Annotated in this window: 23 protein-coding genes and 2 pseudogenes; 10 read left to right on the top strand and 15 right to left on the bottom strand. The window is 61.9% G+C overall.

The features are described from left to right. The first annotated feature begins 88 nt into the window (after positions 1–88). From MOQ67_RS29210 to fdhA, 3 genes are all read left to right on the top strand, one after another. Entirely contained in the window at positions 89–721 is a 633-nt protein-coding gene (locus MOQ67_RS29210; RefSeq protein ID WP_046487905.1) for a sarcosine oxidase subunit gamma, read from the top strand. A 177-nt stretch (positions 722–898) separates the two neighbouring features. Next, positions 899–1756, top strand: coding sequence for a formyltetrahydrofolate deformylase (gene purU, locus MOQ67_RS29205; protein ID WP_017847874.1), 858 nt, complete (start codon positions 899–901; stop codon positions 1754–1756). 179 nt (positions 1757–1935) lie between these two features. Then, complete coding sequence (gene fdhA / locus MOQ67_RS29200) at positions 1936–3135, top strand: formaldehyde dehydrogenase, glutathione-independent (protein WP_017847873.1); 1200 nt, start codon at positions 1936–1938, stop codon at positions 3133–3135. 28 nt (positions 3136–3163) lie between these two features. On the opposite strand, the gene MOQ67_RS29195 is transcribed toward fdhA, so the two are convergent. From MOQ67_RS29195 to MOQ67_RS29180, 4 genes and pseudogenes are all read right to left on the bottom strand, one after another. Continuing rightward, complete coding sequence (locus tag MOQ67_RS29195; protein ID WP_052743384.1) at positions 3164–3565, bottom strand: DUF3757 domain-containing protein; 402 nt, start codon at positions 3563–3565, stop codon at positions 3164–3166. 227 nt (positions 3566–3792) lie between these two features. Continuing rightward, positions 3793–4275 (bottom strand): DUF3757 domain-containing protein, encoded by a 483-nt coding sequence (locus MOQ67_RS29190; protein ID WP_162231512.1) that lies wholly within the window; start codon positions 4273–4275, stop codon positions 3793–3795. A 190-nt stretch (positions 4276–4465) separates the two neighbouring features. Next, a pseudogene (locus tag MOQ67_RS29185) lies at positions 4466–4806 on the bottom strand (IS4 family transposase); the annotation flags it as partial. 10 nt (positions 4807–4816) lie between these two features. Further along, positions 4817–5275, bottom strand: coding sequence for an anti-sigma factor (locus MOQ67_RS29180; protein WP_448675744.1), 459 nt, complete (start codon positions 5273–5275; stop codon positions 4817–4819). A 136-nt stretch (positions 5276–5411) separates the two neighbouring features. On the opposite strand from MOQ67_RS29180, the gene MOQ67_RS29175 reads away from it, so the two are divergent. Next, entirely contained in the window at positions 5412–5984 is a 573-nt protein-coding gene (locus MOQ67_RS29175) for a DUF2780 domain-containing protein (RefSeq protein ID WP_448675743.1), read from the top strand. Between the two features lie 66 nt (positions 5985–6050). Here MOQ67_RS29175 and MOQ67_RS29170 read toward each other — a convergent pair whose 3' ends face one another. Then, a complete protein-coding gene (locus tag MOQ67_RS29170; RefSeq protein WP_052743389.1) occupies positions 6051–6527 on the bottom strand; it encodes a hypothetical protein in 477 nt (158 codons plus the stop codon). Positions 6528–6830: 303 nt separating this feature from the next. Here MOQ67_RS29170 and MOQ67_RS29165 point away from each other — a divergent pair, with 303 nt between their 5' ends. Continuing rightward, the gene (locus MOQ67_RS29165) at positions 6831–7034 is read left to right on the top strand and encodes a hypothetical protein (protein ID WP_017847868.1); all 204 of its coding nucleotides are present in this window, start codon (positions 6831–6833) and stop codon (positions 7032–7034) included. 3 nt (positions 7035–7037) lie between these two features. Here MOQ67_RS29165 and MOQ67_RS29160 read toward each other — a convergent pair whose 3' ends face one another. Beyond that, a complete protein-coding gene (locus tag MOQ67_RS29160) occupies positions 7038–7943 on the bottom strand; it encodes an acyltransferase (protein WP_017847867.1) in 906 nt (301 codons plus the stop codon). A 172-nt stretch (positions 7944–8115) separates the two neighbouring features. Between MOQ67_RS29160 and rloA2 the strand changes: the two genes are divergently transcribed. From rloA2 to creD, 4 genes are read left to right on the top strand one after another with little or no spacing between them, the layout of a single operon-like run. Next, positions 8116–8616, top strand: coding sequence for a retropepsin-like aspartic peptidase RloA2 (rloA2, locus tag MOQ67_RS29155; RefSeq protein WP_017847866.1), 501 nt, complete (start codon positions 8116–8118; stop codon positions 8614–8616). A 9-nt stretch (positions 8617–8625) separates the two neighbouring features. Then, entirely contained in the window at positions 8626–9294 is a 669-nt protein-coding gene (gene creB / locus MOQ67_RS29150) for a two-component system response regulator CreB (RefSeq protein WP_017847865.1), read from the top strand. Further along, entirely contained in the window at positions 9294–10733 is a 1440-nt protein-coding gene (creC, locus tag MOQ67_RS29145; RefSeq protein ID WP_322246872.1) for a two-component system sensor histidine kinase CreC, read from the top strand. Before creB ends, creC begins: the two co-directional genes overlap by 1 nt. A 51-nt stretch (positions 10734–10784) precedes the next feature. Continuing rightward, positions 10785–12158, top strand: coding sequence for a cell envelope integrity protein CreD (gene creD, locus MOQ67_RS29140; RefSeq protein ID WP_448675742.1), 1374 nt, complete (start codon positions 10785–10787; stop codon positions 12156–12158). Positions 12159–12242: 84 nt separating this feature from the next. Here creD and MOQ67_RS29135 read toward each other — a convergent pair whose 3' ends face one another. From MOQ67_RS29135 to MOQ67_RS29100, 8 genes and pseudogenes are all read right to left on the bottom strand, one after another. Beyond that, positions 12243–12872, bottom strand: a complete 630-nt coding sequence (locus MOQ67_RS29135) for a glutathione S-transferase (protein WP_017847862.1) — start codon at positions 12870–12872, stop codon at positions 12243–12245. Positions 12873–13720: 848 nt separating this feature from the next. Continuing rightward, positions 13721–13903: a hypothetical protein gene (locus tag MOQ67_RS29130; RefSeq protein ID WP_046489074.1), complete on the bottom strand. Its 183-nt coding sequence runs from the start codon at positions 13901–13903 to the stop codon at positions 13721–13723. Continuing rightward, entirely contained in the window at positions 13900–15003 is a 1104-nt protein-coding gene (locus tag MOQ67_RS29125) for a PepSY-associated TM helix domain-containing protein (protein WP_448675741.1), read from the bottom strand. The genes MOQ67_RS29130 and MOQ67_RS29125 overlap by 4 nt, the downstream gene beginning before the upstream one ends. A 62-nt stretch (positions 15004–15065) precedes the next feature. Next, positions 15066–17495 carry a TonB-dependent siderophore receptor gene (locus tag MOQ67_RS29120; RefSeq protein WP_448675740.1) on the bottom strand — a complete coding sequence of 810 codons (2430 nt, stop codon included), beginning with the start codon at positions 17493–17495 and terminating at the stop codon, positions 15066–15068. Between the two features lie 228 nt (positions 17496–17723). Next, complete coding sequence (locus MOQ67_RS29115; protein ID WP_046381829.1) at positions 17724–18692, bottom strand: FecR domain-containing protein; 969 nt, start codon at positions 18690–18692, stop codon at positions 17724–17726. Beyond that, entirely contained in the window at positions 18689–19207 is a 519-nt protein-coding gene (locus MOQ67_RS29110) for an RNA polymerase sigma factor (RefSeq protein WP_026140138.1), read from the bottom strand. The genes MOQ67_RS29115 and MOQ67_RS29110 overlap by 4 nt, the downstream gene beginning before the upstream one ends. Before the next feature lie 97 nt (positions 19208–19304). Continuing rightward, positions 19305–20012 (bottom strand): 3'-5' exonuclease, encoded by a 708-nt coding sequence (locus MOQ67_RS29105; RefSeq protein WP_102618944.1) that lies wholly within the window; start codon positions 20010–20012, stop codon positions 19305–19307. Further along, positions 20009–21931 (bottom strand): annotated as a pseudogene (locus MOQ67_RS29100) (DUF294 nucleotidyltransferase-like domain-containing protein). The gene MOQ67_RS29105 and the pseudogene MOQ67_RS29100 overlap by 4 nt, the downstream one beginning before the upstream one ends. Before the next feature lie 247 nt (positions 21932–22178). On the opposite strand from MOQ67_RS29100, the gene MOQ67_RS29095 reads away from it, so the two are divergent. Further along, the gene (locus tag MOQ67_RS29095) at positions 22179–22625 is read left to right on the top strand and encodes a response regulator (RefSeq protein ID WP_017847854.1); all 447 of its coding nucleotides are present in this window, start codon (positions 22179–22181) and stop codon (positions 22623–22625) included. 156 nt (positions 22626–22781) lie between these two features. Here the strand turns inward: MOQ67_RS29095 and MOQ67_RS29090 are convergent, their stop codons facing one another. Continuing rightward, on the bottom strand, positions 22782–24959 hold the full coding sequence (locus MOQ67_RS29090; protein ID WP_046489083.1) for a malate synthase G: 2178 nt from the start codon (positions 24957–24959) through the stop codon (positions 22782–22784). Positions 24960–25179 lie beyond the last annotated feature (220 nt).

Here is a 25179-nt window from a genome sequence, read left to right as displayed (position 1 = left end):
GAGACAGGGGAATGCATTCCAAATGTGGGAGGGGGCTTGCCCCCGATGACGCCAGTAGCCACACAACAGAATTCAGCAAAGGTGCTCTATGACAGCAGCCAACGTATACCAACAACGCCCCACCACCGGGGCCAAGGCCGAGTCGTCGCTGCACCATGCCGACCTCGCCAGCCTGGTCGGCAAGGGCCGCAAGAATGCCGGCGTGACCGTGCGTGAAAAGAAACTGCTCGGCCACCTGACTATTCGCGGCGACGGCCATGACGCCGCCTTCGCCGCTGGCGTCCACAAGGCCCTGGGCATCGAACTGCCCGGCGCGCTGACGGTGATCGTCAACGGCGACACCAGCCTGCAATGGCTCGGCCCGGACGAGTGGCTGCTGGTGGTGCCGAGCGGTGAAGAATTCGCCGCCGAACAAAACCTGCGTGCCGCCCTGGGCGATCTGCATATCCAGATCGTCAATGTCAGCGGCGGCCAACAGATCCTCGAACTGCGCGGCCCGAACGTGCGCGACGTGCTGATGAAGTCCACCAGCTACGACGTACACCCCAACAACTTCCCGGTGGGCAAGGCGGTGGGCACGGTGTTCGCCAAGTCGCAACTGGTGATCCGCCATACCGCCGAAGACACCTGGGAACTGGTGATTCGTCGCAGCTTCTCGGATTACTGGTGGTTGTGGTTGCAGGATGCCTCGGCCGAATTCGGCCTGAGCGTTCAAGCCTGATATGACCCCCACCCCCTTCACCCGCCACCCTGTAGGAGCGAGCTTGCTCGCGAAAGCCTCAAGGGCACCGCGGTCATCCAGGATGCCCGCGTTATCGTTGACGATTTTCGCGAGCAAGCTCGCTCCTACAGGGGTAGGGGTGGGTGAGGCCGGGCTTTGCTTGAGGAGTGACCTGTCATGAGCCGCGCACCCGATACATGGATTTTGACCGCCGACTGCCCCAGCGTGCTCGGCACGGTGGACGCGGTCACCCGCTACCTGTTCGAGCAGGGTTGCTACGTCACCGAGCACCACTCGTTCGATGACCGGCTGTCAGGGCGCTTTTTTATCCGCGTGGAGTTTCGTCAGCCGGAGGGTTTCGATGAGCAAGCGTTCCGCGATGGCCTGGCCGCGCGCGGGGAAGCCTTTGGCATGGTCTTCGAACTGACGGCGCCGAACTATCGGCCCAAAGTGGTGATCATGGTGTCCAAGGCCGATCACTGCCTGAACGACTTGCTGTATCGCCAGCGTATTGGCCAACTGTCGATGGACGTGGTCGCGGTGGTGTCCAACCACCCCGATCTGAAACCGTTGGCCGACTGGCACCAGATTCCCTATTACCACTTCGCCCTCGACCCCAACGACAAACCGTCCCAGGAGCGTCAGGTGTGGCAAGTGATTGAAGACACCGGCGCGGAACTGGTGATCCTTGCGCGCTACATGCAAGTGCTGTCGCCGGAGCTGTGCCGCAAGCTGGATGGCAAGGCGATCAATATCCACCACTCGTTGTTGCCGGGGTTCAAGGGCGCCAAGCCGTATCACCAGGCGTACAACAAGGGCGTGAAGCTGGTCGGCGCGACGGCGCATTACATCAACAACGACCTGGATGAAGGCCCGATCATCGCCCAGGGTGTGGAGGTGGTGGATCACAGCCACTACCCCGAGGATCTGATTGCCAAGGGGCGCGATATCGAAGGGCTGACCCTGGCCCGGGCGGTGGGGTATCACATTGAACGGCGGGTGTTTTTGAATGCCAATCGGACGGTGGTGCTCTGACTGACGCCATCGGGGGCAAGCCCCCTCCCACAGGGGAATGCATTCCAAATGTGGGAGGGGGCTTGCCCCCGATGAGGCCCTAACAAACAACACAAGAAACAGCATCTGTACCCGAGCACTCAACGCGCTGCCCACCCACGGGCAACGCGCTTTCATAAAAACAACAGCGAGGTGAAAGCATGTCTGGTAATCGTGGTGTCGTGTATCTCGGCAACGGCAAGGTCGAAGTACAGAAAATCGACTATCCCAAAATGCAGGACCCCCGTGGCAGGAAGATTGAGCACGGCGTCATCCTGCGCGTGGTCTCCACCAACATCTGCGGCTCCGACCAACACATGGTGCGCGGCCGCACCACTGCCCAGACCGGCCTGGTGCTCGGTCACGAGATCACCGGTGAAGTGATCGAGAAGGGCAGCGACGTCGAGAACCTGAAAATCGGCGACCTGGTGTCCGTGCCCTTCAACGTCGCCTGCGGCCGCTGCCGCTCCTGCAAAGAGCAACACACCGGCGTGTGCCTCACCGTCAACCCGGCCCGTGCCGGTGGCGCCTACGGCTATGTCGACATGGGCGACTGGACCGGCGGCCAGGCCGAATACGTGCTGGTGCCTTACGCCGACTTCAACCTGCTGAAACTGCCGGACCGCGACAAGGCCATGGAGAAAATCCGCGACCTGACCTGCCTCTCCGACATCCTGCCCACCGGCTACCACGGCGCCGTCACCGCCGGCGTTGGCCCTGGCAGCACCGTCTACATCGCCGGTGCCGGCCCGGTCGGCCTGGCCGCTGCCGCCTCCGCACGCCTGCTGGGCGCGGCGGTGGTGATCATCGGCGACGTCAACTCCATCCGCCTGGCTCACGCCAAGGCGCAAGGGTTTGAAGTGGTCGACCTGTCCACTGACACGCCGCTGCACGAACAGATCGCTGCCTTGCTCGGTGAGCCGGAAGTGGACTGCGCCGTCGACTGCGTGGGCTTCGAAGCACGCGGCCACGGGCATGACGGCGTCAAGCACGAAGCCCCGGCCACGGTGCTCAACTCACTGATGGGCGTGGTGCGCGTGGCGGGCAAGATCGGTATCCCCGGCCTGTACGTCACCGAAGACCCTGGCGCCGTCGACGCCGCCGCGAAGATGGGCAGCCTGAGCATCCGTTTTGGTCTGGGCTGGGCCAAATCCCACAGCTTCCACACCGGGCAAACGCCGGTGATGAAGTACAACCGCCAGTTGATGCAGGCGATCATGTGGGACCGCATTCACATTGCCGACATCGTCGGGGTCGAAGTCATCAGCCTGGATGACGCGCCGCGTGGGTATGGCGAGTTTGATGCGGGCGTGCCGAAGAAGTTTGTGATTGATCCGCATAAGTTGTTCAGCGCGGCGTAACGAAAAGGGCGACTTCGAGTCGCCCTTTTCATTCATGCGTAAATGAGCATTTGGAAATGTCCTGGGCTTCGCAATGCGTGCCTTTCCAGTCACCTATAGGGATAAGGTTCCAATCAGAGATAGGTTTGAGCGTGACCGAAAAGCTCGCGTCGTTATTCATTGGCCCTTCGTAGGTGCAGATGACGGCTTTGTGGTCGGCATCGTACCGGGCATCGTGAAACGTCGAATCAGTAAGGTACGACGCTGTCGCCTGCTGGTTTTCACCTGCCCAGATGCGTCCATCGGACTGTGATGTTTCATAGCGGTAACCTCCACTGGCCATCGCCGTTTGTTTGATGTTTTGGATCGGCGGGCAGGTGGAAGTCGCCGCGTGGGTGTTGTTCATCAGTGCCACAGTGGCTAACACACCTGCAAGCAGTGCAGTTTTCATAGCCCAACTCCTGTGGGGCGTGGAAGGCTCTATGCTGCAGGTGATGTTCCGGCGGCAGCTACTGTTAGAAGTGACAGTACTTTAGAAGAAGTTGAGATTAAAGAGTGGTTTTTTATTGCCAGAGATGCAAAAAATCGACACACGTGCAGGTGATCAGACTGGATGATGCGCCGCCCGAGTATTAAAAGAGAGTGGCGTTCTGGCCACACTCTTTATTTTTATAAAACTTATTGATACGGACACTCTTCAGGCGATGACTTAACGCAGTCCCTCGCAATAATATCAGCCTCCGTCATGTCGCTGGGTGATTTGGTTTTAGCTTTGATTTCTCTGTCAAAGCTATCTGTGGCCACACTTTTCCAATTTCCGCCTACAGCTTTGATGGGTTGGCCTGGATTAAAAGACATTGTTATAAATTGATTGTTCTGGTCTTGGTAGCGGCAAAAAACTCTCCAATCTTTTTTTCTGCTTGGATCTGTTTCATTATTCGCTTTTTGGATGCGGGCGTTCACGAACCTAAGGTTAGAAAGGCTGATATCTGGAGCTGTGGCGCTGGAAGTCCACTGTGAACGTGCGCCTTCAACGCCATCTGCAACGTAGGAATCGCCTACTTTGGCTATATTAAACGCGTACGCGCAGTTTCCCGCGTAGGTGTTGCTGGCTGCTGCTGTTAGAAGGAGAAGAGTGACAATTGATACTTTGGCGTGCATGGTCTTGTGCTCCATTTTCATTGTGTGGAGGGCCATCATCCGGAGCCAAGGCTTATTGCTCTACTGTTGAAATTGACAGTTTTTATATTGATTTGAGATATTGTTAATTGTTTATTGATATAAGTAGGATCTGTTTGTCTTTCTGGCGTTAATAGTTCTTCATTGCGGTTGTGGTGACTCCGGCTTTTATGAGGCCCCTGCGCTGGAAAGTTTGTGATTGATCACGTTCTCGCGCCTGAAGCCCGGTTAAAAAGAGGAGATAGTTGGTGAGCACAGCAATCAACAGCAGCACCTCTATTCGCTTTGGGCTCATGCTTCGATGCAGATTAAAACCCAGCCCCAAGTGCTCACTTTTCACATCTCGGAAGCCTCCTTCGATCTGCATACGCCGCTTATAAATTGCCACGATTTTGCTGAATTCCACTCGCTTTGCTTCAGATTGCTTGTCAGCAACCACGGCTCTCGCTCACGACTGGCGGACTGCCGGCTGAGCTTGCTTTTGGCGATTGATCCAGTGACTCGTTGATGTTTACCCCGTGGCTTAACGAATCGCCAGCGCGCCTTGATACACCGTCGGCCCGGTCGGCTGCTTGCTCACCGATCCACCCTTGGTTTCCGAGCTCACCATCAAGTCCACCGGTTTGCTGATGGATTCCTGCTGGCGTGGGTTCAAGCCGATGATGCCTTTGCCATCTTCCGGCAACAGGCCGAGGGATACCGGCGTGCCGTCCTCGGGGATGGCCCACAGTTCCAGGCTCTGATCAGGGGCAGGGGCCGTGGAGGCAATCGGCTGCACTTCCAGGTAGTCCTTGTGGGCCATGATCTGCGCTGCCGGCTGCTGGGTGGTGGTCACCAGGGTGGCGGCGTATTTGACGCTGTCCTGGGTGTAGAGCGCGCCGCCGATACCGGCGGCCACTACAGCGCAGGCGCCGATGAACAGGCGCGGGCGGCTCCAGAATGAAGGCTTGTGATCAATCACTTGGGGGTGGATCGTCGTCATAAGTCTCTTCCTGACAAATTTTGTAGTCAGTTCATGGACCGGCTTATCGCAGTTGGGTTCCGGAGCGGGTTTGGAACAAGTGACGAAAAGGCCAGTCAAACGCCTGCTTTCACCCCTACATCCAGAGGTTGTTTCGATGAAGATTTCACGCGGTTTCGCCCTTTCCTGCCTGATGACCCTGGCAGCCGGCCCGGTATTCGCCGCCGGGTTCAGCCTTGGCGATGCGGCCAATGCGATTTCCGGTATGCAGGGCGGCAACAACAAAGCCGCTGCCGTTGCGCCGTCGTCCGAAACGGCCGGTTTGCTGAGTGCCCTGACCTCACAATTGAATGTCACCCACGAGCAAGCTGTCGGCGGCACCGGCGCCATGCTGGGCCTGGCCAGGAACCAACTGAGCAGCAGCGACTATTCACAACTGGGGAAAAGCGTGCCGGGTCTCGATCAACTGTCGGGCAGCAATGCGCTGGGCAGCCTCGGTGCCTTGAGCGGGATGCTCGGCCAGAGCGGTGGCAGCAAGACCAGCGGCCTCGACGGCCTGCTGGGTAACGTGAAGAACACCAGCGACCTGAACACCGCGTTCAGCGCGTTGGGCATGGACAGCGGCATGATCGGCCAATTCGCCCCGGTGATCCTGCAATACCTGGGCGGCCAGGGCGCCAACAGTTCGCTGCTGGGCAAACTGGGCCAGGCTTGGGGCACCGGCAGCTAAGGCCATGGTCCTTCAAAGCGGGTTCGCCCCCGCTTTGAAGTGGCCGGCAGGTTGCGGGGAACAGCGTTACGGTTGGTACTCAAAAGTACATTGGGAGGCGTCGATCGGCACCGCGCCGCCTTGATTCCCGCAGCTGGTTCCTTTCCATGCTGTACCGGTCGCGGCCTTCGGGTTGTTAAACGGCAGGCCCAATTGAACATAGGGTTTGGAAACGTTGTTCACCGGCTCTGCGTTTTCTCTTTGTGTTGTACCGCCATAACTGCAGAGTATTTTCCCGTGGATCATTTCGGCACTGACTAACATCAGGTTGTATTTAGATTCGAGGTAGGTCTCGCTTGTGGCCGTGGACTGGCCCTCCCACATCTGGCCACCGGGCCCGGGGGCTTCGTATTTGAAGCCTTGGTTGAAGTCCGGAGGAAGGTCCGGGTCGGTATACGGCGTAGCTTTTATTGAACTGACTGCGGGGCACGTGGCCATTTCTGCATGGGCAATGTTCGCTGCTGTCAGTAACGCTATGCCGGCGAAGAGGACTTTGATGGTCATGATCAGGGCACTCGACTGAGATGGAGTCCTTAGCCTAATCAGCCGCCCAAGGCGGGCGGAACTGTTAACTCTGACAGTTTTTTATGCGTTTTCAGACGATGCCCTATCGCGGGTTCGCTGCAGGGCAAGCGGGTCCAGGCGTGGGGCGCGGGTAGCCAAGGATCGAGTCAGCCCCTCGTTTGGCAATGCTGCGCAACAACTCTCGAGGAACTGTGTGGGATGTTTCACCACCTACGGGGACTGCTCCAGGAAAACCAACCCTCCTGGGGTGGATTCTTCAATCCGGTCAGGTAGGAGTCTTCCATGAACATCGTCAACACCTACAACGCTCTCGCTAGCGCTTCGTATCACGCCGCGACCCACAAGCCCGCTGCCGCAGAGCAAGGAAAAGCGCCCCACGACGCCAGCCAGGAGCAGGCTGATACCGTGAGCAGTCACGACACCATCGAGATAGCGCACGGGTGGCGTACCGGTGACGATTCGGCCACGTGGCCTAAGCGTCCGTAACGGTTACTTTGCCCATAAGGCCCCAGCGGTTTCGCCTCGCAGTTCCTGAATCCGCTGATCTTTCTCCGTCCAGAGCCGGTTCACCCAGTTCTGTACGACCTGGCGAAACGCCGGGTCGTTTTCGTAGTCGCCCTGCCACAACGCCGGGTCCAGCTCACGGGTGCGGATATCGATGATCACCTTCGGTACCGCCCCGCTGATCAGATCCCAGAACCCCGGCGTCTTCGCTTGCGGATAGACCACGGTCACGTCGAGCACGGCATCCAGTTGTTCGCCCAGTGCCGCCAACACAAACGCCACGCCGCCGGCCTTGGGCTTGAGCAGGCGGGCAAACGGTGAGCCTTGCTGGGCACGCTTGGCCTCGCTGAACCGGGTGCCTTCCAGGTAGTTGACCACCGTCACCGGCTGGCGCTTGAACAGCTCGCAGGCCTGGCGGGTGATCTTCAAGTCCTGGCCCGCCAGTTCCGGGTGCTTGGCCAGGAACGCCTTGGTGTAGCGCTTCATGAACGGATAATCCAGCGCCCACCAGGCCAGGCCGAGGAAGGGCACCCAGACCAGTTCTTTCTTCAGGAAGAACTTGAAGAACGGCGTGCGGCGGTTGAGGGCCTGGATCAGCGCGGGGATATCGACCCAGGATTGGTGGTTACTGATCACCAGGTACGAAGTGTCGCCGCGCAGGTCGTCTGCGCCGCGGATGTCCCATTGGGTCGGGATGCACAGCGCGAAGATCAGTTTGTCGATTTCGGCCCAGGTCTCGGCGATCCACATCACGGCCCATGACGCGTAATCGCGATAGCGACCGGGGGCCACCAGCTTGAGCAGGGCAAACACCGTCAGCGGCCCGATCAGGACCAGGGTGTTGAGCAGGAGCAGCAGCGAGACGAAACAGCCGGTGAGCAGGCGGCGCATAAGTAACTCTTGGAATCCTGTGGGCGGGACATAATAAGAGAGCGGCGTCTAGAGGCCAAATCGCAAATCGCCCGACGAATGTTTCACAATATGCCGGGTATGGTTGCCGAACTAACTAAGTGCTGCCTTTGCGGTCTAGAATTCGCCTACTTCTTTCCGAGGAAATCACTTCGTGAAACTGCTCCTTGCCTCGCTCGCCCTGGCGGTCTTGCCCGTCATGGCCGCCGAACCGACCGTTTACGGTCGCTACGAATACATCCAACTGCCGGAGATCGGCGAAACCTTCAAGGCCAAGATGGACACCGGCGCGCTGACCGCCTCGCTGTCGGCCCGTGACATCGAGACCTTCACCCGTGACGGCGACGATTGGGTGCGCTTCCGCGTCGGCGGCAAGGACGCCGGCAACAAAGTCTACGAACACAAGGTGGCGCGCATCAGCAAGATCAAGAGCCGCGCCGACGAAGACGAGGACAAGGAAGAAGCCACCGTGGCCACGCGCCCGGTGATCGACCTGGAAATGTGCCTGGGCAACGTCAAGCGCACCGTCGAGGTCAACCTCACCGACCGCAGCAGCTTCAACTACCCGCTGCTGATCGGCGCCAAGGCCCTGCGTGAGTTCGGCGCCGCGGTGAACCCGGCGCGTCGCTACACCGCCGACAAGCCGGACTGCTGACGGACCGCCATGCCGCACATCCTGATTGTCGAAGACGAAGCGGCGATAGCCGACACACTGGTTTTCGCCCTGCAAGGCGAGGGCTTTACCACCACCTGGCTGAGCCTCGGCCAGGAAGCGCTGGCCCACCAGCGCCAGACCCCGGCCGACCTGATCATCCTCGACATCGGCCTGCCCGACATCAGCGGCTTTGAAACCTGCAAGCAACTGCGGCGCTTCAGCGAAGTGCCGGTGATGTTTCTCAGTGCCCGCGATAGCGAGATCGACCGCGTGGTCGGGCTGGAGATCGGCGCCGACGATTATGTGGTCAAGCCGTTCAGCCCACGGGAAGTGGCGGCGCGGGTCAGGGCGATCCTCAAGCGCGTCGGCCCTGGCGTCGTTCCGGCGTTGTTCCAGGTCGACCTGGAGCGCATGCAGATCACCTACCGTGGCCTGGCACTGAGCCTGACCCGCCATGAGTTCCGCTTGCTGCAAAGCCTGCTGGAACAACCCGAGCGTGTGTTCAGCCGCGAACAACTGCTTGACGCGGTCGGCGTGCCGGCCGATGCCGGCTATGAGCGCAATATCGACAGCCATATCAAAAGCCTGCGCAGCAAATTACGCAGCGTGGCGGCGCAGGCCGAACCGATCCAGACCCATCGCGGCCTCGGCTACAGCTACAGCCCGAGCCACAGCTGATGCGTCTGGGGCTGCGGTTTTTCCTGGTCTACGCGCTGTTTATCGGCTTCACCGGTTACTTCGTGCTGAACACCGTGATGAAGGAAATCCGCCCTGGCGTGCGCCAGTCCACCGAAGAAACCCTGGTGGACACCGCCAACCTGCTGGCCGAAATCCTGCGCAACGACGTCAAGAACGGCACCCTCGCCCAAAGCCACTGGCCGGAGCTGCTCAAGGCCTACGGCACCCGTCAGCCGGGCGCGACCATCTGGGGCCTGCCGAAAAACCAGGTCAACCACCGCATCTACGTGACCGACGCCAACGGCATGGTGTTGCTCGACTCCAGCGGCGAAGCCGTGGGCCAGGACTACTCCAAATGGAACGACGTGTACCTGACCCTGCGCGGCGAGTACGGCGCGCGTTCCACCCGCAGCGCGCCGGATGATCCGGCCTCGTCGGTGATGCACGTGGGCGCGCCGATTCGCGACAACGGGCAGATCATCGGCGTGGTCACGGTGGCCAAGCCGAACAGTTCGCTGCAGCCTTATGTCGATCGCACCGAGCACCGGTTGCTGTGGTACGGCGCCGGCTTGGTGATCCTCGGCCTGCTGCTCGGTGCGCTGTTGTCGTGGTGGTTGAGCGTGGCACTGCGCCGGCTTACCGCGTATGCCGAGGCGGTCAGCGAGGGGCGGCGCGCCGAATTGCCGCATTACCGTGGCGGCGAGCTGAAGCAGTTGTCCACCGCCGTGGAGCACATGCGGACACAGCTGGAGGGCAAGGCTTATGTGGAGCATTACGTCCACACCCTGACCCACGAATTGAAGAGCCCGCTGGCGGCGATTCGCGGCGCGGCCGAGCTGTTGCAGGGCGACATGAGCCGCGAGCAGCAACAGCGCTTTGTCGGCAATATCGACAGCGAAAGTACCCGCCTGCAGCAGTTGATCGAGCGCTTGCTGAACCTGGCCCAGGTCGAGCATCGCCAGGGCCTGGAGGCGCAAGCCAGCCTGCCGCTGGCCGCGCTGGTGGACGATGTGCTCAAGGCCCAATGCGCGCGCATCGAAGGTGCCGGCTTGCGCATCGAACAAACGATCGGCGCTGAGGTGAAGGTCTTCGGCGAACCGTTCCTGCTGCGCCAGGCCCTGGGCAACCTGCTCGACAACGCCCTGGACTTCACGCCGGCGGGCGGGGTGTTGCGGTTCAGCGCACAGACCCGGCACAACGCTGTGCAGGTCAGCCTGTTCAACCAGGCCGCGCCGATTCCCGACTACGCCTTGCCGCGCCTGAGCGAGCGTTTCTACTCGCTGCCGCGTCCGGCCAGCGGGCGCAAAAGCACCGGCCTGGGCCTCAACTTTGTCGAGGAAGTGATGAAGCTGCATGGCGGCACGTTGCAGATCGGCAACGTACACGGTGGCGTGCAAGTGGTGCTGCATCTCCACACAGTCTCCACATTGCCCACATAAATTTCCCACATGCGCGGCTCACGCTTTCCCCATCAAAACAGGGAGAGCCCCATGAACCGCAGCCTGCTTTTCAAACTTGGCGCGATTGCGCTATTGATCCTGCTATTGCTGATTCCATTGCTGATGATCAACGGCCTCATCGCCGACCGCCAATACACTCGCGACAGTGTCCTGATGGATATCGCCCGTAGCTCCAGCTACAGCCAGCGCCTCACCGGCCCGGTGATGGTGGTGCCGTACCGCAAGACTGTCCGCGAGTGGAAGCTCAATGAAAAACTCAACAGGCGCTACGAGGAAACCCGTGAAGTGCGCGGTCGTCTGTATTTCCTGCCGGAGCGTTTTGAGCTCGACGGGCGGGTGCAGACCGAACTGCGTGCGCGTGGCATCTACCAGGCCCGGCTGTTCCACGCCGACAACCGCATCAGCGGACGCTTCGTCTTGCCGGAGCAATGGGGCATCAAGGAAAATTTCGCCGATTACCGCTTTGAGCCGGCGTTTCTGGCGGTGGGTATCAGCGATATTCGCGGTATCGAAAACGCACTGAAGCTGGAGCTGGGCAGCCAGCGCCTGGAGTTTGCGCCAGGCACCCACGTGGAGTGGCTGGGCGAGGGGGTGCATGTGGCGCTGCCGGAGCAGGACAGCAAAACCCCGGCCGCGCTGGACTTCGCCTTCGACCTGCGCCTGCAAGGCACCGAGCAACTGCAAGTGGTGCCGGTGGGCAAGACCAGCCAGGTCACACTGGCCTCCAACTGGCCGCACCCGAGCTTCATCGGCAACTTCCTGCCGGCGCAACGGGAAGTCACCGACAAGGGCTTCAGCGCCAACTGGCAGACCTCATTCTTCTCCACCAACCTCGAAGAAGCCCTGCGCGGCTGCCTGGACGAACGCGGCTGTGACGACTTCAACAACCGCAGCTTCGGGGTGAACTTCATCGACCCGGTGGACCAGTACCTCAAGAGCGACCGCGCGATCAAATATGCGCTGCTGTTCATCGCCCTGACCTTTGGCGGTTTCTTCCTGTTCGAAGTGCTCAAGGGCTTGGCGGTGCATCCGATCCAGTACGCCCTGGTGGGGTTCGCCCTGGCGTTTTTCTACCTGTTATTGCTGTCGTTGTCCGAGCACCTGGGCTTTGCCTTGGCGTACCTGATCTCGGCCAGTGCCTGTGTGTTGTTGATTGGTTTCTACGTGTGCCATGTGCTGCGCAGCGTCGCCCACGGCCTGGGGTTCTCGGCCGGGCTGGCGGCGTTGTATGGCTTGTTGTACGGGCTGTTGAGTGCCGAGGACTACGCGCTGCTGATGGGCTCGCTGTTGCTGTTCGGCCTGCTGGGGACGGTGATGGTGCTGACACGCAAACTCGATTGGTACGGCGTGGGCAAACGCAAGGCGGCCGAGCCCTTGGCATTCGATCTGGAGGCCGTGCAATGATCGGGTTGCGTGAGGACCAGCGGGAGCGAGCGCAGTTGGTGGCGAGGATTGTGGCGTTGTTTCCTGCGCCACCTATGCGCAGGGTCAAACCGGCGGCTGTGTCTCAAGCATCGAAGGGCGCTGGCTGACTTCGGCGTACCAGGCGGCAAGCTGGGGGTTGGCGTCGCGCCAGTGCAGGTCCGGGTGGCGGAAATCCAGGTAACCCAAGGCGCAGGCCACGCTGATCGCGGCGATATCGAAGTGGCTGGCCAGTTCGGCAATCGCATCCGCTTCCAGCTCCGCCAGGGTGCGCCGGATCTTGTTGCGCTGTTCGTCGAGCCACGGCGCCCAGTGTTTTTCCGGCGGGCGCAGGGCGCTCTCGTAACGCACCAGCACGGCGGCATCCATGATGGCGTCGGCCATCGAGGCCAGGGTCAGGCGGCGCCAGCGGGCCGAGCCGTCACGCGGGATCAGCGGGTTGCCGACGTGCTGGTGGTCGAGGTAATCGAGGATCACCCGGCTGTCGTGCAGCACCGTACCATCGGCCAGGCGCAGGGCCGGGATCTTGCCCACCGGGTTTTCGTTGACCAGTTGCACGTCCGGGTTGACCGGTGTCGGCATGCAGAGCTGCAGGGCCACACGGTTCTGCTGGCCGGTTTCGGCCAGTAGCACGCGGACTTTGCGCACGAACGGCGAAGCGGGGTTGTGGAACAAGGTCATGCTGGGAGCGGACATGGGCATTCCTCTGGATGGGACGGGCAGTCGCTAGCCTAGAGGGTTGCGCGGTGGCTGGCGAGGGGGATTCCTGTGGTTCTTGAGGGCCTCATCGGGGGCAAGCCCCCTCCCACAGGGGAATGCATTCCAAATGTGGGAGGGGGCTTGCCCCCGATGGCGTCCTCAGCCACGCCGCCTGAACAACGCCCAACTCAGCGCATCCCACAGCCCATCCCCCTGGATGGGATGGGCAGTCGCTAGCCTAGTGGGTTGCGCGGTGGCTGGCGAGGGGGATTCCTGTGGTTCTTGAGGGCCTCATCGGGGGCAAGCCCCCTCCCACAGGGGAATGCATTCCAAATGTGGGAGGGGGCTTGCCCCCGATAGCGTCCTCAGCCACGCCGCCTGAACAAGGCCCAAGTCCCAATGACCGCAGGAATACCCAACCCGACCCAACTCAGCGCATCCACAGCCCATCCCTCTGGATGGTATGGGCAGTCGCTAGCCTAGTGGGTTGCGCGGTGGCTGGCGAGGGGGGGCTGTGGTTCTTGAGGGCCTCATCGGGGGCAAGCCCCCTCCCACAGGGGAATGCATTCCAAATGTGGGAGGGGGCTTGCCCCCGATAGCGTCCTCAGCCACGCCGCCTGAACAACGCCCAAGTCCCAATGACCGCAGGAATACTCAACCCGACCCAACTCAGCGCATCCCACAGCCCATCCCCCTGGATGGGATGGGCAGTCGCTAGCCTAGTGGGTTGCGCGGTGGCTGGCGAGGGGGGGGGCTGTGGTTCTTGAGGGCCTCATCGGGGGCAAGCCCCCTCCCCCAGGGGGGTGCATACCAATGTGGGAGGGGGCTTGCCCCCGATAGCGTCCTCAGCCACGCCGCCTGAACAACGCCCAAGTCCCAATGACCGCAGGAATACCCAACCCGACCCAACTCAGTGCATCCCACAGCCCATCCCCCAGCAACGCGGCAAACAAACCGACGGCGCTGAGCAGGCCGATCCCCAGCGGAATGCCGAACACTTTCCAGAAACTCGATTGACGCGGCCTCATGCCTTGCCCGCCTTGCGCCGAACCCACCACAGGTACACACCGCTGCCGAGCACGACGATGGTCAGCCCATCCAGCAGCGCCCAGAGGATTTTCATCGGCATGCCGCCGTAGTCGCCGAAGTGCAGCGGCTGCGACATGCCCATGGCATCCATGTACCACGGCCGCTCGGCGATCGCGGTGACGGCCAGGCTGCTGGCGTCGATCAGCACCGGCGTGAGCAGGTGCGAGGTCAGGTGGGTGCTGCCCTTCATGAACACCGCGTAATGGTGCTCACTGGAAAAGCGCGTGCCGGGGAAGGCGATGAAGTCCGGCTGCATGCCGGGTGCGGCTGCGGCGGCGATCTTGAGCAGATCGTTGGCGGGTGCGCGCAGGGTCAGCGGCGGGGCGTGTTGGTACGGTTCGACCATCGCGCTGAGACTGTCGGTGCGCCAGGCGGCGATGATCAGGTCGGCGCAGGCGCTGATCACGCCGGTCACGCCGACCACCAGTGCCCAGGTCAGGGTGACCACGCCGATCAGGTTGTGCAGGTCGAGCCAACGCAGGCGGGTGGATTTGTCCTGGCGCACGGTGGCGAACGTCAAGCGGCGCATGAACGGCAGGTAAAGCAGCGTGCCCGAGACAATCGCCAGCACAAACAACAGGCCCATGAACGCCAGCAGCCACTTGCCCGGCAGGCCGGCGAACATATCCACATGCAGGCGCAGCAGGAACAGCGTCAAGCCGCCGTTGGCCGACGGCATCTCCACGGTTGCGCCGGTGCGCGCGTCGAGCATGAACGTGTGCGACGCATTGGGCTCGGTGCCAGCGGTGGCGGCCATGATCGCGATCACGCCGTGCGGGTCGTCTTCGTCCCACGCCAGGTATTGCATGACTTCGCCAGGGCGATGCGCCTGGGCTTTGGCCACCAGTTGCTCGAGGTTCAGCTGTGGTGTGTCGGCGGGCATCTGCTGCAACTCGGGTTCGTTGCCCAGCAGGTGATCGAGCTCGTGGTGGAAAATCAACGGCAGGCCGGTAAGGGCGAGCAGCAGCAGGAACAAGGTGCAGATCAGGCTGGTCCAGGTGTGGATAAAGGACCAGCGGCGGATGGTTCGGCTTTTCATTTGTTGGCCTTCAGACACACCCAAGCCGCCCCTGGAGGCGGCCGGGAGGTCAACTCAGTCGTTTACCACTGGTAGGTGGCGCTGGCGACCACACTGCGCTGGTCGCCGAAGTAGCAGTAGGAACCGTCACAGGTGGAGAGGTAGTCCTTGTCGAACAGGTTGGTCGCGTTCAGTTTCAGCGAGGCGCCTTTGAGGCTGTTGTCCAGGCGGCCGAGGTCGTAATGCACGGTGGCGTCGAACACTGTGTAGGCGTTGGCCTTGCCCGTCCAGGTATTGCCCTGGTCGCCATAGGTATTGCCGGTGTAGCGGGCCCCGGCGCCAATGCCGAAACCGTCGAGCATGCCGCTGTGCCAGGTGTAGTCCGTCCACAGGGAGGCTTGCTGGTTCGGCATCAGCTGCAGGCGGTTGCCCTTGTATTGGCCTTTTTGCACTTCGGACTTGGCCAGGGTGTAGGCGGCTATCAGCTTGAGGTTTTCACTCACGTCAGACACGGCTTCGAGTTCCAGGCCCTTGACCTTCACTTCGCCGGTCTGGTCGGTCACCGATTCGCCCCCGGCGCCGAAGCTGGTGACCAGCACGTTTTTCTGGGTCAGGTCGTAAACCGCTGCGCTGAGCAATGTGTTGGAGCCGGGAGGCTGATACTTGACGCCCAGTTCCCATTGCTTGCCCTGCGTGGGCTTGTACGATTTGACCGGGTCGACGCTGGCATTGCTCGCCGGCTGGAAGGACTCGGCGTAGGACAGGTACGGCACGAAGCCCGAATCGAAGACATAGCTCAGCGCCGCGTTGCCACTGAAGTTCCGGCTGCGGTCGGTGTTGGTCGCGTCGTCCTTGTTGAAGTACGTGGTGCCCTGATGCACCCAGTCTTCACGCCCGCCGAGGGTCAGGCGCCATTTGTCGAGGGCCATCTGGTCTTGCACATAGAGGCCGGTCTGTATGGTTTTCTGGTTGTAGTCGTAGTACGCGTCGGAGCGCGGCGGGCGGACGATCGTCTGGCCGTAGGTCGGGTTGAAGATATTGGTCGTCCCGGCGCTGCCGAAAATCGACAGATACGAAGTGTCGGTGCGTTGATGATCGAGCCCCAGCAACAGCGTGTGCGTGATGTCAGCCGTGTTGAAGTCAGCCTGGAAATGGTTGTCGACCGCGAATTGGCCGATGTTTTCGTCAACGTTGGTCGACGAACGACCGATGTTGCCCGCAGCGTCGGCAGGGCCGTAGATCAGTGAGCCCACGGTCAGTTGCTGGAACGCCAGCTCCGACTTGGTGTAGCGCAGGTTCTGGCGGAACTGCCATGTATCGTTGAAGCGATGCTCGAACGCATAGCCCAGCGCGTAGTAGGTGCGGTCATAAAACTCATAGTCCGGATCGCCGAGGTTCTTGTGGTGGGAGACCTCGCCCAGCGGCGATTTGATCTTGGTGCCCTGGATCGGCAGGAACTGGCTGGTGGTGCCGGTATCGTCGCGGGTGAACTGCGAGAGCAGGGTCAGCTTGGTGTCGGTGTCGATGTTCCAGACCAGGCTGGGGGCGATGTTGTAGCGCTTGTTGTCGATGTGGTCGACCTGGGTGCCAGCATCCCGGACCACGCCGCTGACGCCGTAAAGGAACTGGCCTTCATCATCGATCTTGCCGGTGCTGGCGAAATTGATCTGGCGATAGTTGTCACTGCCGTATTGCACTTGAATGGCATGGCTCGACTCCGCGCTGGGGCGCCGGCTGACCATGTCCAGCAGGCCGCCCGGCGGGGTCTGGCCATAGACCGAGGAGGCCGGGCCACGCAGCAGGGCGAGGCGATCCAGGTTCCAGGTTTCGGCCTTGGGGTTGGCGTACACGCCGCGTGGCAACGGCAGGCCGTCGAGGAATTGGGTCGGTTCGAAGCCGCGAACGCGCATCCAGTCGTAGCGGGTGTCGCTGCCGTAGCTGGCGGACACAATGCCGGGCATGTATTTGACGGCGTCATCCAGGTTCTGCACGTTGCGGTCCTGCATCTGCTCGCGGGTGGCGACGGAGATCGAGCGCGGTGCTTCGACCAGCGCGGTATCGGTCTTGGTGCCGGCGGCGGTGCGCGTCGCCAGGTAGCCCTGCACCGGGCCCCAGGCGCTTTCAGTGTTGCCCTGGGCAACGATGCTGGTTTGCGGTAACGCCACGACCCCGTCCGCAATCGCCACCAGTGTGTAAGTTCCCGTGCTGCTCTGCTCCACCTGCAAGCCGCTGCCGCGCAGTGCCTCGCGCAGTGCGCCCGGGGCGTCGAACTGGCCCTGGACCGGCGCCGAGGTTTTGCCCGCGGCCAGTGCCGGGCTGAGGGTCAGCGCGAGGCCGGCCTGGCTGGCGATCTGGTTCAGGGTGGCGGCCAATGGCGCGGCGGGCAGGTTGTAGGCGCGCACGCTGGACGCTTGCTCGGCGGCGATCAGCGCGCTGCTGGCCAGCGGGGTGCTGAGGGCAATGGCCACGGCTAACAGGCTGGGGCGCAACAAGGTGTCTAGCGTGCGGGACATGGGGCGGCTCCTGAATGGAAGTAATTCGCAATTACCCCTGTGCCGAGCGAGATTCGAAAAGTGATAGGGCGAGGTGAAAATAATTGTGGTCTGGGGATATTTGGTGTTCTGGAGGGCGTCATCGCGAGCAAGCTCGCTCCCACCTTCGACCGCGTTCAGCCTGATACAACGCGGTCGAAGGTGGGAGCGGGATTGCTCGCGCGAGCAATATCCCCGACACCGCCGGACCTAGGGCCTACCCTTCACCGTCACCCACCACGGCGTGCGCTGTTCGATCCGCACCGGCAGCGTCGGCAGCAGTGCGTTGAGCGCCAGGGTGGTGTCGTGCAGCGGGAAGCTGCCGGTGATACGCAGGTCGGCCACAGCGTTATCCACACCCAGGTAGCCGCGGCGATAACGGCTCAGTTCCTCGACCACATCGCCCAGGCGGGCGTTGTCCACCACCAGCATGCCGCGGGTCCAGGCGTCGGTGGCGGGGGTGACGGCGAGCAGCGGGCCGAGGCTGTCGCTGCGCATCAGCACTTGCTGGCCGGCCTTGAAGATCTGTTCCTGATGCAGCGCCTCGGGTTGCGCGGCCACCGCCGATTGCAGCACGCTCAGGCGCGTGGCGGCGTCCTCGCGCTTGACGATAAACCGCGTGCCCAGCGCGCGCAGGCTGCCGTCGCGGGTCTGCACATAGAACGGGCGCGCATCGTTGTGGCCGGTTTCGACGAGGATTTCGCCTTCCTGCAACACGATCAGCCGGCGTTTTTCATCGAAGCGCACATCGATGGCGCTGTGGGTGTTGAGGTTGATCTGCGTGCCGTCCGCCAGTGTCAGCGTGCGTTGTTCGCCGGTGGCGGTGCGTTGATCGGCCAGCCAATAGTGGAGCGGTACATAACGTTCCCCGGCAAACAAGGCCAGGCCGCAGACCAGTGCGATACTCGCCAGGCCGCTGCCGAGTTTGCGCACGCGCTGGCGAATGCCCTCGCGTGACTGCAACAACGCCGCCCGCGCCGGGCCCGAGGCCACGCTGAAGCGCTGGTCGAGCAGGCCCAGTTGGCGCCAGGCGCGGGCATGTTCTGCATCGCTGGCCAGCCATTTGGCGAACTCCTCCTGTTCCACGGCGCTGCCGTCCCCTGAGTCGAGGGACAGTTGCCAGGCAATCGCCGCATCCAGCACCCGGGCCGACACCGGTTTGCAACTGATCGCACTCACAGCGGCTCGCCATACAACGCGATGTAGCACTGACGGATGCCCTGGGCCAGGTACTGGCGCACGCGCGGCACCGACACGCCGAGGCGCCGGGCGATGTCGGCGTGGCCCAGGCCGTCGATGCGGTTGTAGAGGAACGCGGCGCGGGCCTTGCTCGACAGCGTGCCGAGCAGGCGGTCGATGGCCTTGAGGTCTTCGAGGATCAGTTGCTGGTCTTCCGGCGACGGCTGTTCGCTTTGCGGGATCAGCATCAATTCGCTGAGGTAGGCCTGTTCCAGGGCGGCGCGGCGGAAGTAGTCGAACAGCAAGCCTTTGGCGATCGCCACCAGGAAGGCGCGGGGCTCGCGGGGTTCGCGCAACCCGTCGCGGCCGAGCAAGCGCATGAAGGTGTCCTGGCTCAGGTCTTCGGCGCGGCTCGGGCAGGCCACATTGCGCCGCAGCCAGGCCAGCAGCCAGCCGCGATGGTCGCGATACAACGCACCGACAAGCTCACTGTGTGGGGTCTGGACCGACGACAAGGCATCACCGAATAAACAAGTTTAAACTAACGAGAATTATTCGCGATTGTGTCAGAGGCGTGCAGCGGGCGCAATTGGCGTCTGTCCGGCGGTGCTATTAAAACGATGGCGCTTGCTTGCGCCGTTTCCATTGGCTCAAACGTGCTTGCAGGGCGCGCGGTGTGTCGATGTGCTGCTGGCGCGCGCGGCTGAGCAGGATCAGCATCAGCTCCGCAGTGGCCAGGGCGTCGGCGCTGGCGTGATGGCGTTCGCCCACCTGCAGGTGGAAGTGGTCGATCCAGTCGTCCAGCCCGGCTTCGCGCAGCAGCGCCTCGGGGTACAGCAGCGGGGCGATGTCGGCCACGTCGAGGAACGTATGGGCCAGGCGATAACCCAGGCTGTCCTTGAGCGCCCGGGCCAGCATGTGTTGATCGAACCGCGCATGGAAGGCCAGCAACGGGCTGTCGCCGACGAACTCCATGAAATCCAGCAACGCGTCCACCGGGTCACTGCCGGCGGCGATCGCGCTGGGGCCGAGACCGTGGATCAACACGCTGGGGCTGAGTTTTGTTTCGGCGCGTTGCAGGGTGCGTTCGAACATCTGGGAAAAATCCACCGCGCCGTCCTCGATCACCACTGCACCGATGGACAACACCTGATCGCGGTTGAGGTTCAGGCCGCTGGTTTCCAGGTCCAGCACCACCCAGCGCTGGCTGCGCAATGCCAGGTCGCCCAGCGCGACCGGCTGGGGTAACTGCGCCAGGCGCTGCTGTTGTGTTGCGTCGAGATGGGGTTTGGCCGTGCGCAACCAACCAAATAAGTTCACAGCTGATACCGCACGGTCAGGCTGCTTTGCAGGCGCTGGGCCTGGCGCAGGGATTCGCGCAGGATGCGCCGGTCCAGATGGTTGAGGCTGTCGGGGTCGACGCGGTTGGAATACGGCTGGTTTTCCCGCATCTGCAATTGGTGCTGCTACATGCGGGTTTGCTGGATAAAGTGGTACGCCTCTTCATAGGCGGCGCCATCCAGCGGCTCGATCACTTCCTTGACCACCAACTGGCGCAGGCGCTCCAGGGTGTTGATGGCGTGGACGTCGTTGGCCAGGGCCAGCAGGCGCGCGCCGTCGACAAAGGGCGTCAGGCCTTGCACCTTGAGGTCGAGGGTGGCTTTTTCGCCGCCTTTGCGCGTCAGCACGAAATCGCGGAAGCGCCCCACCGGCGGGCGCTGGCGCAAGGCGTTCTCCGCCAGCATGCGCTGGAACAGGCGGTTATCCGCGACTTGGTCGAGAATGCCCTGGCGCAGTTGTTCACAGCCCTGTTCATCGCCCCACACCACTCGCAGGTCGAAATAGATGGTCGACCCCAGCAGGTTCTCCGGCGTGGCTTCGCGGATGAACGCCGCAAACCGTCGCGCCCATTCGGCCCGCGACAGGCACAGCTCGGGGTTGCCGGCCATGATGTTGCCTTTGCACAAGGTGAAGCCGCACTGCGCCAGGCTCTGGTTGATCTGCTGCGCGAGGGGCAGCAGGCGCGCGCGGATCTCAGCCGCTTCGGCGGCGTCCTTGGCGTCGAACAGGATGCCGTTGTCCTGGTCGGTGTAGAGCGTCTGCTCGCGCCGGCCTTCGCTGCCGAAACACAACCAGGTGAACGGCACGCCGGGGTCGCCTTTGTCGGCGAGGGTCAGCTCGATGACCCGGCACACGGTGTGATCGTTGAGCAGGGTAATAATGTGGGTGATCTGGGTCGACGACGCGCCATGGGCCAGCATGCGCTCCACCAACTGGCCGATCTCGCCGCGTATCGCCACCAGGTTTTCCACCTTGGGTGCGTTGCGGATGGTACGGGCCAGGTGGACCAGGTCCACGCGTTGCAGGGAAAACAGGTCGCGCTCGGACACCACGCCGCACAGACGCTGGTCTTTGACCAGGCACACGTGGGCAATATGCCGCTCGGTCATTGCGATGGCGGCGTCGAAGGCGCTGTGGTCCGGGGTGAGGAAGAACGGCGCATGGGTCATGTGCGCGTCGATCGGCAGGGTGAAATCGCTGGTGCCGTCGGCCACTACCTGGCGCAGATCGCGCAGGGTGAAGATCCCCAGGGGCGCCTTGTGCTCATCCACGATCACAATGCTGCCGACCTGTTGCTCGTGCATCAGCGTCACCGCTTCGCGCAACGGTGTAGCCGGGCTGCACGTCACCGGGTGGCGCATGGCCAACTCGCCGAGGCGGGTGTTCAAGGAATATTGGGTGCCGAGGGTTTCCACGGCTTTTTGCTGCACTTGCTGGTTGACCTGATCGAGCAGGCTGCTGACGCCGCGCAAGGCGAAATCGCGGAACTCGCTGGACAGCGCGAACAGCTTGATAAACGCCGGCTTGTTCAGTTGCAGGCAGAAGGTGTCTTCGGCGGCCTTGTGCTCGGTGCGCGTCGCACGTTCGCCCAGCAGTGCCGCAAGGGGGAAGCACTCGCCGGTGGCAATCTCAAAGGTGGGTTCGGCCGAATCCGGCCGTTCGCCGATGACCCGGCCCTGCTTGACGATGTAAAAGTGCTCCACCGGCCCGGCCGACGGCTTGAGGATGCTTTCGCCGGGGCCATAAAAGCGCAATTGGCACTGCTCTACCAGGAACGCGAGGTGCGCGTTTTCCATTTGGTTGAACGGCGGGAAGCGTTGCAGGAACTGCAAGGTGCCGTGGATGTTCTGCAACACCGCAGTTTTTCCCGCCTGGGCGAATGCATCAGCTTTACTCATAACAATGACCGCGATGTTTTTGTCGTTATCGTCCTGCATGGTCGACTCCTGCACGGCGGGTGCCCATTGGACGTAAGTCTAGGTCGATGAAAACGGCGCATAACTAGGGAAAAACCTTACATGACGATCGTCCAAACCCCGTAGAACGCCCACTAGGCAAACTTTCCGACGAAGTGCACATTGTTCGCCCTTCCGCAGATGTCTGACGAGTGTGCTGGGAGATTGATGAGAGCTAGCTGAGAACCGTATGTCCGACCACGATATTTTGAGTGATGCCGAGCGCGAAGCGCTGAGCGCTGTGATGCTGAAGCCTGATTTACCGCCACAACGCGTGTTGATCGTCGACGACGACAAGGATGCGCGCGAACTGCTGGCGGAAATCCTGGGCCTGGACGGGATTCGCTGCATGACCGCCGAGAGTAGTGAGGCAGCCTTGAAACTCTTGAAGTCGAGCCGCTCCATTGGGTTGCTGATCACCGACCTGCGCATGGCGCCGAGCAACGGCCTCCAGTTGATTCGCGAAGTGCGCGAATCCGAGCGCGCGGCGCTGCCGATCATCGTTGTGTCCGGGAACGCCGGAGCGCTGGATGTGATCGATGCGATGCATTTGAGCGTGGTGGACTTTCTGCTCAAGCCGATTGATAGCGTGAAGTTGGCGAAGATGGTCAAGCGCGAGTTGGGGATGAGGTCCTGATTTTTGCGGTGTATGTAAAGGCCTCATCGGGGGCAAGCCCCCTCCCACAGTTGACCGCGTACATCCTGTGGGAGGGGGCTTGCCCCCGATGAGGCCATTCCGGACACCACAAGCCTCAAAGAAAAAGCCCTGATCGCAAGACCAGGGCTTTTTCATTTACAGGCCGTTTTTAGCCTTGAACTCCCGACGCCTGCGATGCAACACCGGCTCGGTATAACCGTTAGGCTGTTTGGTGCCTTCAATCACCAACTCCACCGCCGCCTGGAACGCGATATTGCTATCGAAGTCCGGCGCCAGCGGGCGGTACAACGCATCCCCGGCATTCTGACGGTCTACCACCGGCGCCATGCGCTTGAGGCTTTCCATCACCTGATCCTGAGTGACCACGCCGTGGCGCAGCCAGTTGGCGATGTGCTGGCTGGAAATGCGCAGGGTGGCGCGGTCTTCCATCAGGCCGATGTCGTTGATGTCCGGTACTTTCGAGCAGCCGACGCCCTGGTCGATCCAGCGCACCACATAACCGAGGATGCCCTGGGCGTTGTTGTCCAGCTCGTTGCGGATTTCTTCGTCCGACCAGTTAGGGTTGTTCGCCAGCGGGATGGTCAGGATATCGTCCAGCGACGCGCGCTCGCGCTTGGCCAGTTCGGCCTGGCGCGCGAACACGTCGACCTTGTGGTAGTGCAACGCGTGCAACGCAGCCGCCGTCGGCGACGGCACCCAGGCGGTGTTGGCGCCGGCCAGCGGGTGGGCGATTTTCTGTTCGAGCATCGCCGCCATCAGGTCGGGCATGGCCCACATGCCTTTACCGATCTGCGCACGGCCTTGCAGGCCGGTAGCGAGGCCGATATCGACGTTCCAGTTTTCGTAGGCGCCGATCCATTTTTCCGTCTTCATCGCGGCCTTGCGCACCATCGCGCCGGCTTCCATGGAGGTGTGGATTTCATCGCCGGTGCGGTCGAGGAAGCCGGTGTTGATAAACACCACGCGCTCGCTGGCGGCCTTGATGCAGGCCTTGAGGTTGACCGTGGTACGGCGCTCCTCGTCCATGATCCCGACCTTGAGGGTGTTGCGCGGCAGGTTCAGCACGTCTTCGATGCGGCCGAACAGCTCGTTGGTGAACGCCGCTTCTTCCGGGCCGTGCATCTTTGGTTTCACGATGTACACGGAACCGGTGCGGCTGTTCTTGCGGCTGCTGTTGCCGTTGAGGCTGTGGATCGCCGCCAAGCTGGTGAGCAGGCCGTCGAGAATGCCTTCCGGTACTTCGTTGCCGTTTTTGTCGAGGATCGCGTCGATGGTCATCAAGTGGCCAACGTTGCGCACGAACAGCAGCGAGCGACCGTGCAGTGTCACGTCCTGGCCATTCACGCCGGTGTAGACGCGGTCGGCGTTCATGGTGCGGGTGAAGGTCTTGCCGCCTTTGGCCACTTCTTCGGCCAGGTCGCCTTTCATCAGGCCGAGCCAGTTGCGGTAGATCACCACTTTGTCGTCGGCATCGACGGCGGCGACGGAGTCTTCGCAGTCCATGATGGTGGTCAGCGCGGCTTCCATCAGCACGTCTTTGACGCCGGCCGCATCGGTCTGGCCGACCGGGGTGCTGGCGTCGATCTGGATTTCGAAATGCAGGCCGTTGTGTTTGAGCAGGATCGCAATCGGCTGGGCGCTGTCGCCCTGGAAACCGATCAACTGGGCATCGTCGCGCAGGCCGCTGTTGCTGCCGCCTTTGAGGCTGACCACGAGTTTGCCGTCAACGATCTTGTAGCCAGTGGAATCGACGTGGCTGCCGGCGCTGAGCGGCGCGGCTTCGTCGAGGAAGGCGCGGGCGAAGGCGATGACCTTGTCGCCGCGCACCTTGTTGTAGCCCTGACCCTTTTCGGCGCCGTCGGCTTCGCTGATGGCGTCGGTGCCATACAGCGCGTCATACAGCGAGCCCCAGCGCGCATTGGAGGCGTTGAGGGCGAAACGGGCGTTCATCACCGGCACAACCAGCTGGGGGCCGGCCATGCGGGCGATTTCGTCATCGACGTTTTGGGTCGAGGCCTGGAAGTCTGCGGCTTCTGGCAGCAGGTATCCGATATCTTGCAGGAAGGCTTTGTAGGCCACCGGGTCATGCGCCTGGCCGGCGTGAGTCTGGTGCCAGGTGTCGATCCGCGCTTGGAAATCGTCGCGTTTGGCGAGTAGGGCTTTGTTCTTCGGTGCCAGGTCGTGGATGACCTTGTCGGCACCGGCCCAGAACTGGTCGGCAGTGATGCCGGTACCGGGAATGGCTTCGTTGTTCACGAAGTCGAACAGGACTTTGGCGACCTGCAGGCCACCGACTTGAACGTGTTCAGTCATTGCTTGCCTCACTCTGCGGAGCTTATGCGCTTTTCAGCTTTTCAATTTACCAATGAAGCCTCTGGCCATTTAAACCGCGGGCACGCTGCGCCGGTACATGCCTGTGAAGGCGGCTGGGCAGGCTGTGTCGCGGAGCATGGTTGCCGTGGCAGACATCGACCCAACGTTATGTAGTGCGCGATTGCGCATACTACATGATGACTTGCGCTTGTGAAAATTA

Source organism: Pseudomonas sp. LY-1, from assembly GCF_053502595.1.
Note: the sequence above shows the minus strand (reverse complement) of the source record. Positions and strands in the feature narration are given on the sequence as shown.

Excerpts from the sequence above, each read along its gene's own strand:
- MOQ67_RS29210 (WP_046487905.1), top strand. The coding sequence starts at position 89 with ATGACAGCAGCCAACGTATACCAACAACGCCCCACCACCGGGGCCAAG.
- purU (WP_017847874.1), top strand. The coding sequence starts at position 899 with ATGAGCCGCGCACCCGATACATGGATTTTGACCGCCGACTGCCCCAGC.
- fdhA (WP_017847873.1), top strand. The coding sequence starts at position 1,936 with ATGTCTGGTAATCGTGGTGTCGTGTATCTCGGCAACGGCAAGGTCGAA.
- MOQ67_RS29195 (WP_052743384.1), bottom strand. The coding sequence starts at position 3,565 with ATGAAAACTGCACTGCTTGCAGGTGTGTTAGCCACTGTGGCACTGATG.
- MOQ67_RS29190 (WP_162231512.1), bottom strand. The coding sequence starts at position 4,275 with ATGCACGCCAAAGTATCAATTGTCACTCTTCTCCTTCTAACAGCAGCA.
- MOQ67_RS29180 (WP_448675744.1), bottom strand. The coding sequence starts at position 5,275 with ATGACGACGATCCACCCCCAAGTGATTGATCACAAGCCTTCATTCTGG.
- MOQ67_RS29175 (WP_448675743.1), top strand. The coding sequence starts at position 5,412 with ATGAAGATTTCACGCGGTTTCGCCCTTTCCTGCCTGATGACCCTGGCA.
- MOQ67_RS29170 (WP_052743389.1), bottom strand. The coding sequence starts at position 6,527 with ATGACCATCAAAGTCCTCTTCGCCGGCATAGCGTTACTGACAGCAGCG.
- MOQ67_RS29165 (WP_017847868.1), top strand. The coding sequence starts at position 6,831 with ATGAACATCGTCAACACCTACAACGCTCTCGCTAGCGCTTCGTATCAC.
- MOQ67_RS29160 (WP_017847867.1), bottom strand. The coding sequence starts at position 7,943 with ATGCGCCGCCTGCTCACCGGCTGTTTCGTCTCGCTGCTGCTCCTGCTC.
- creB (WP_017847865.1), top strand. The coding sequence starts at position 8,626 with ATGCCGCACATCCTGATTGTCGAAGACGAAGCGGCGATAGCCGACACA.
- creC (WP_322246872.1), top strand. The coding sequence starts at position 9,294 with ATGCGTCTGGGGCTGCGGTTTTTCCTGGTCTACGCGCTGTTTATCGGC.
- creD (WP_448675742.1), top strand. The coding sequence starts at position 10,785 with ATGAACCGCAGCCTGCTTTTCAAACTTGGCGCGATTGCGCTATTGATC.
- MOQ67_RS29135 (WP_017847862.1), bottom strand. The coding sequence starts at position 12,872 with ATGTCCGCTCCCAGCATGACCTTGTTCCACAACCCCGCTTCGCCGTTC.
- MOQ67_RS29130 (WP_046489074.1), bottom strand. The coding sequence starts at position 13,903 with ATGAGGCCGCGTCAATCGAGTTTCTGGAAAGTGTTCGGCATTCCGCTG.
- MOQ67_RS29125 (WP_448675741.1), bottom strand. The coding sequence starts at position 15,003 with ATGAAAAGCCGAACCATCCGCCGCTGGTCCTTTATCCACACCTGGACC.
- MOQ67_RS29120 (WP_448675740.1), bottom strand. The coding sequence starts at position 17,495 with ATGTCCCGCACGCTAGACACCTTGTTGCGCCCCAGCCTGTTAGCCGTG.
- MOQ67_RS29095 (WP_017847854.1), top strand. The coding sequence starts at position 22,179 with ATGTCCGACCACGATATTTTGAGTGATGCCGAGCGCGAAGCGCTGAGC.
- MOQ67_RS29090 (WP_046489083.1), bottom strand. The coding sequence starts at position 24,959 with ATGACTGAACACGTTCAAGTCGGTGGCCTGCAGGTCGCCAAAGTCCTG.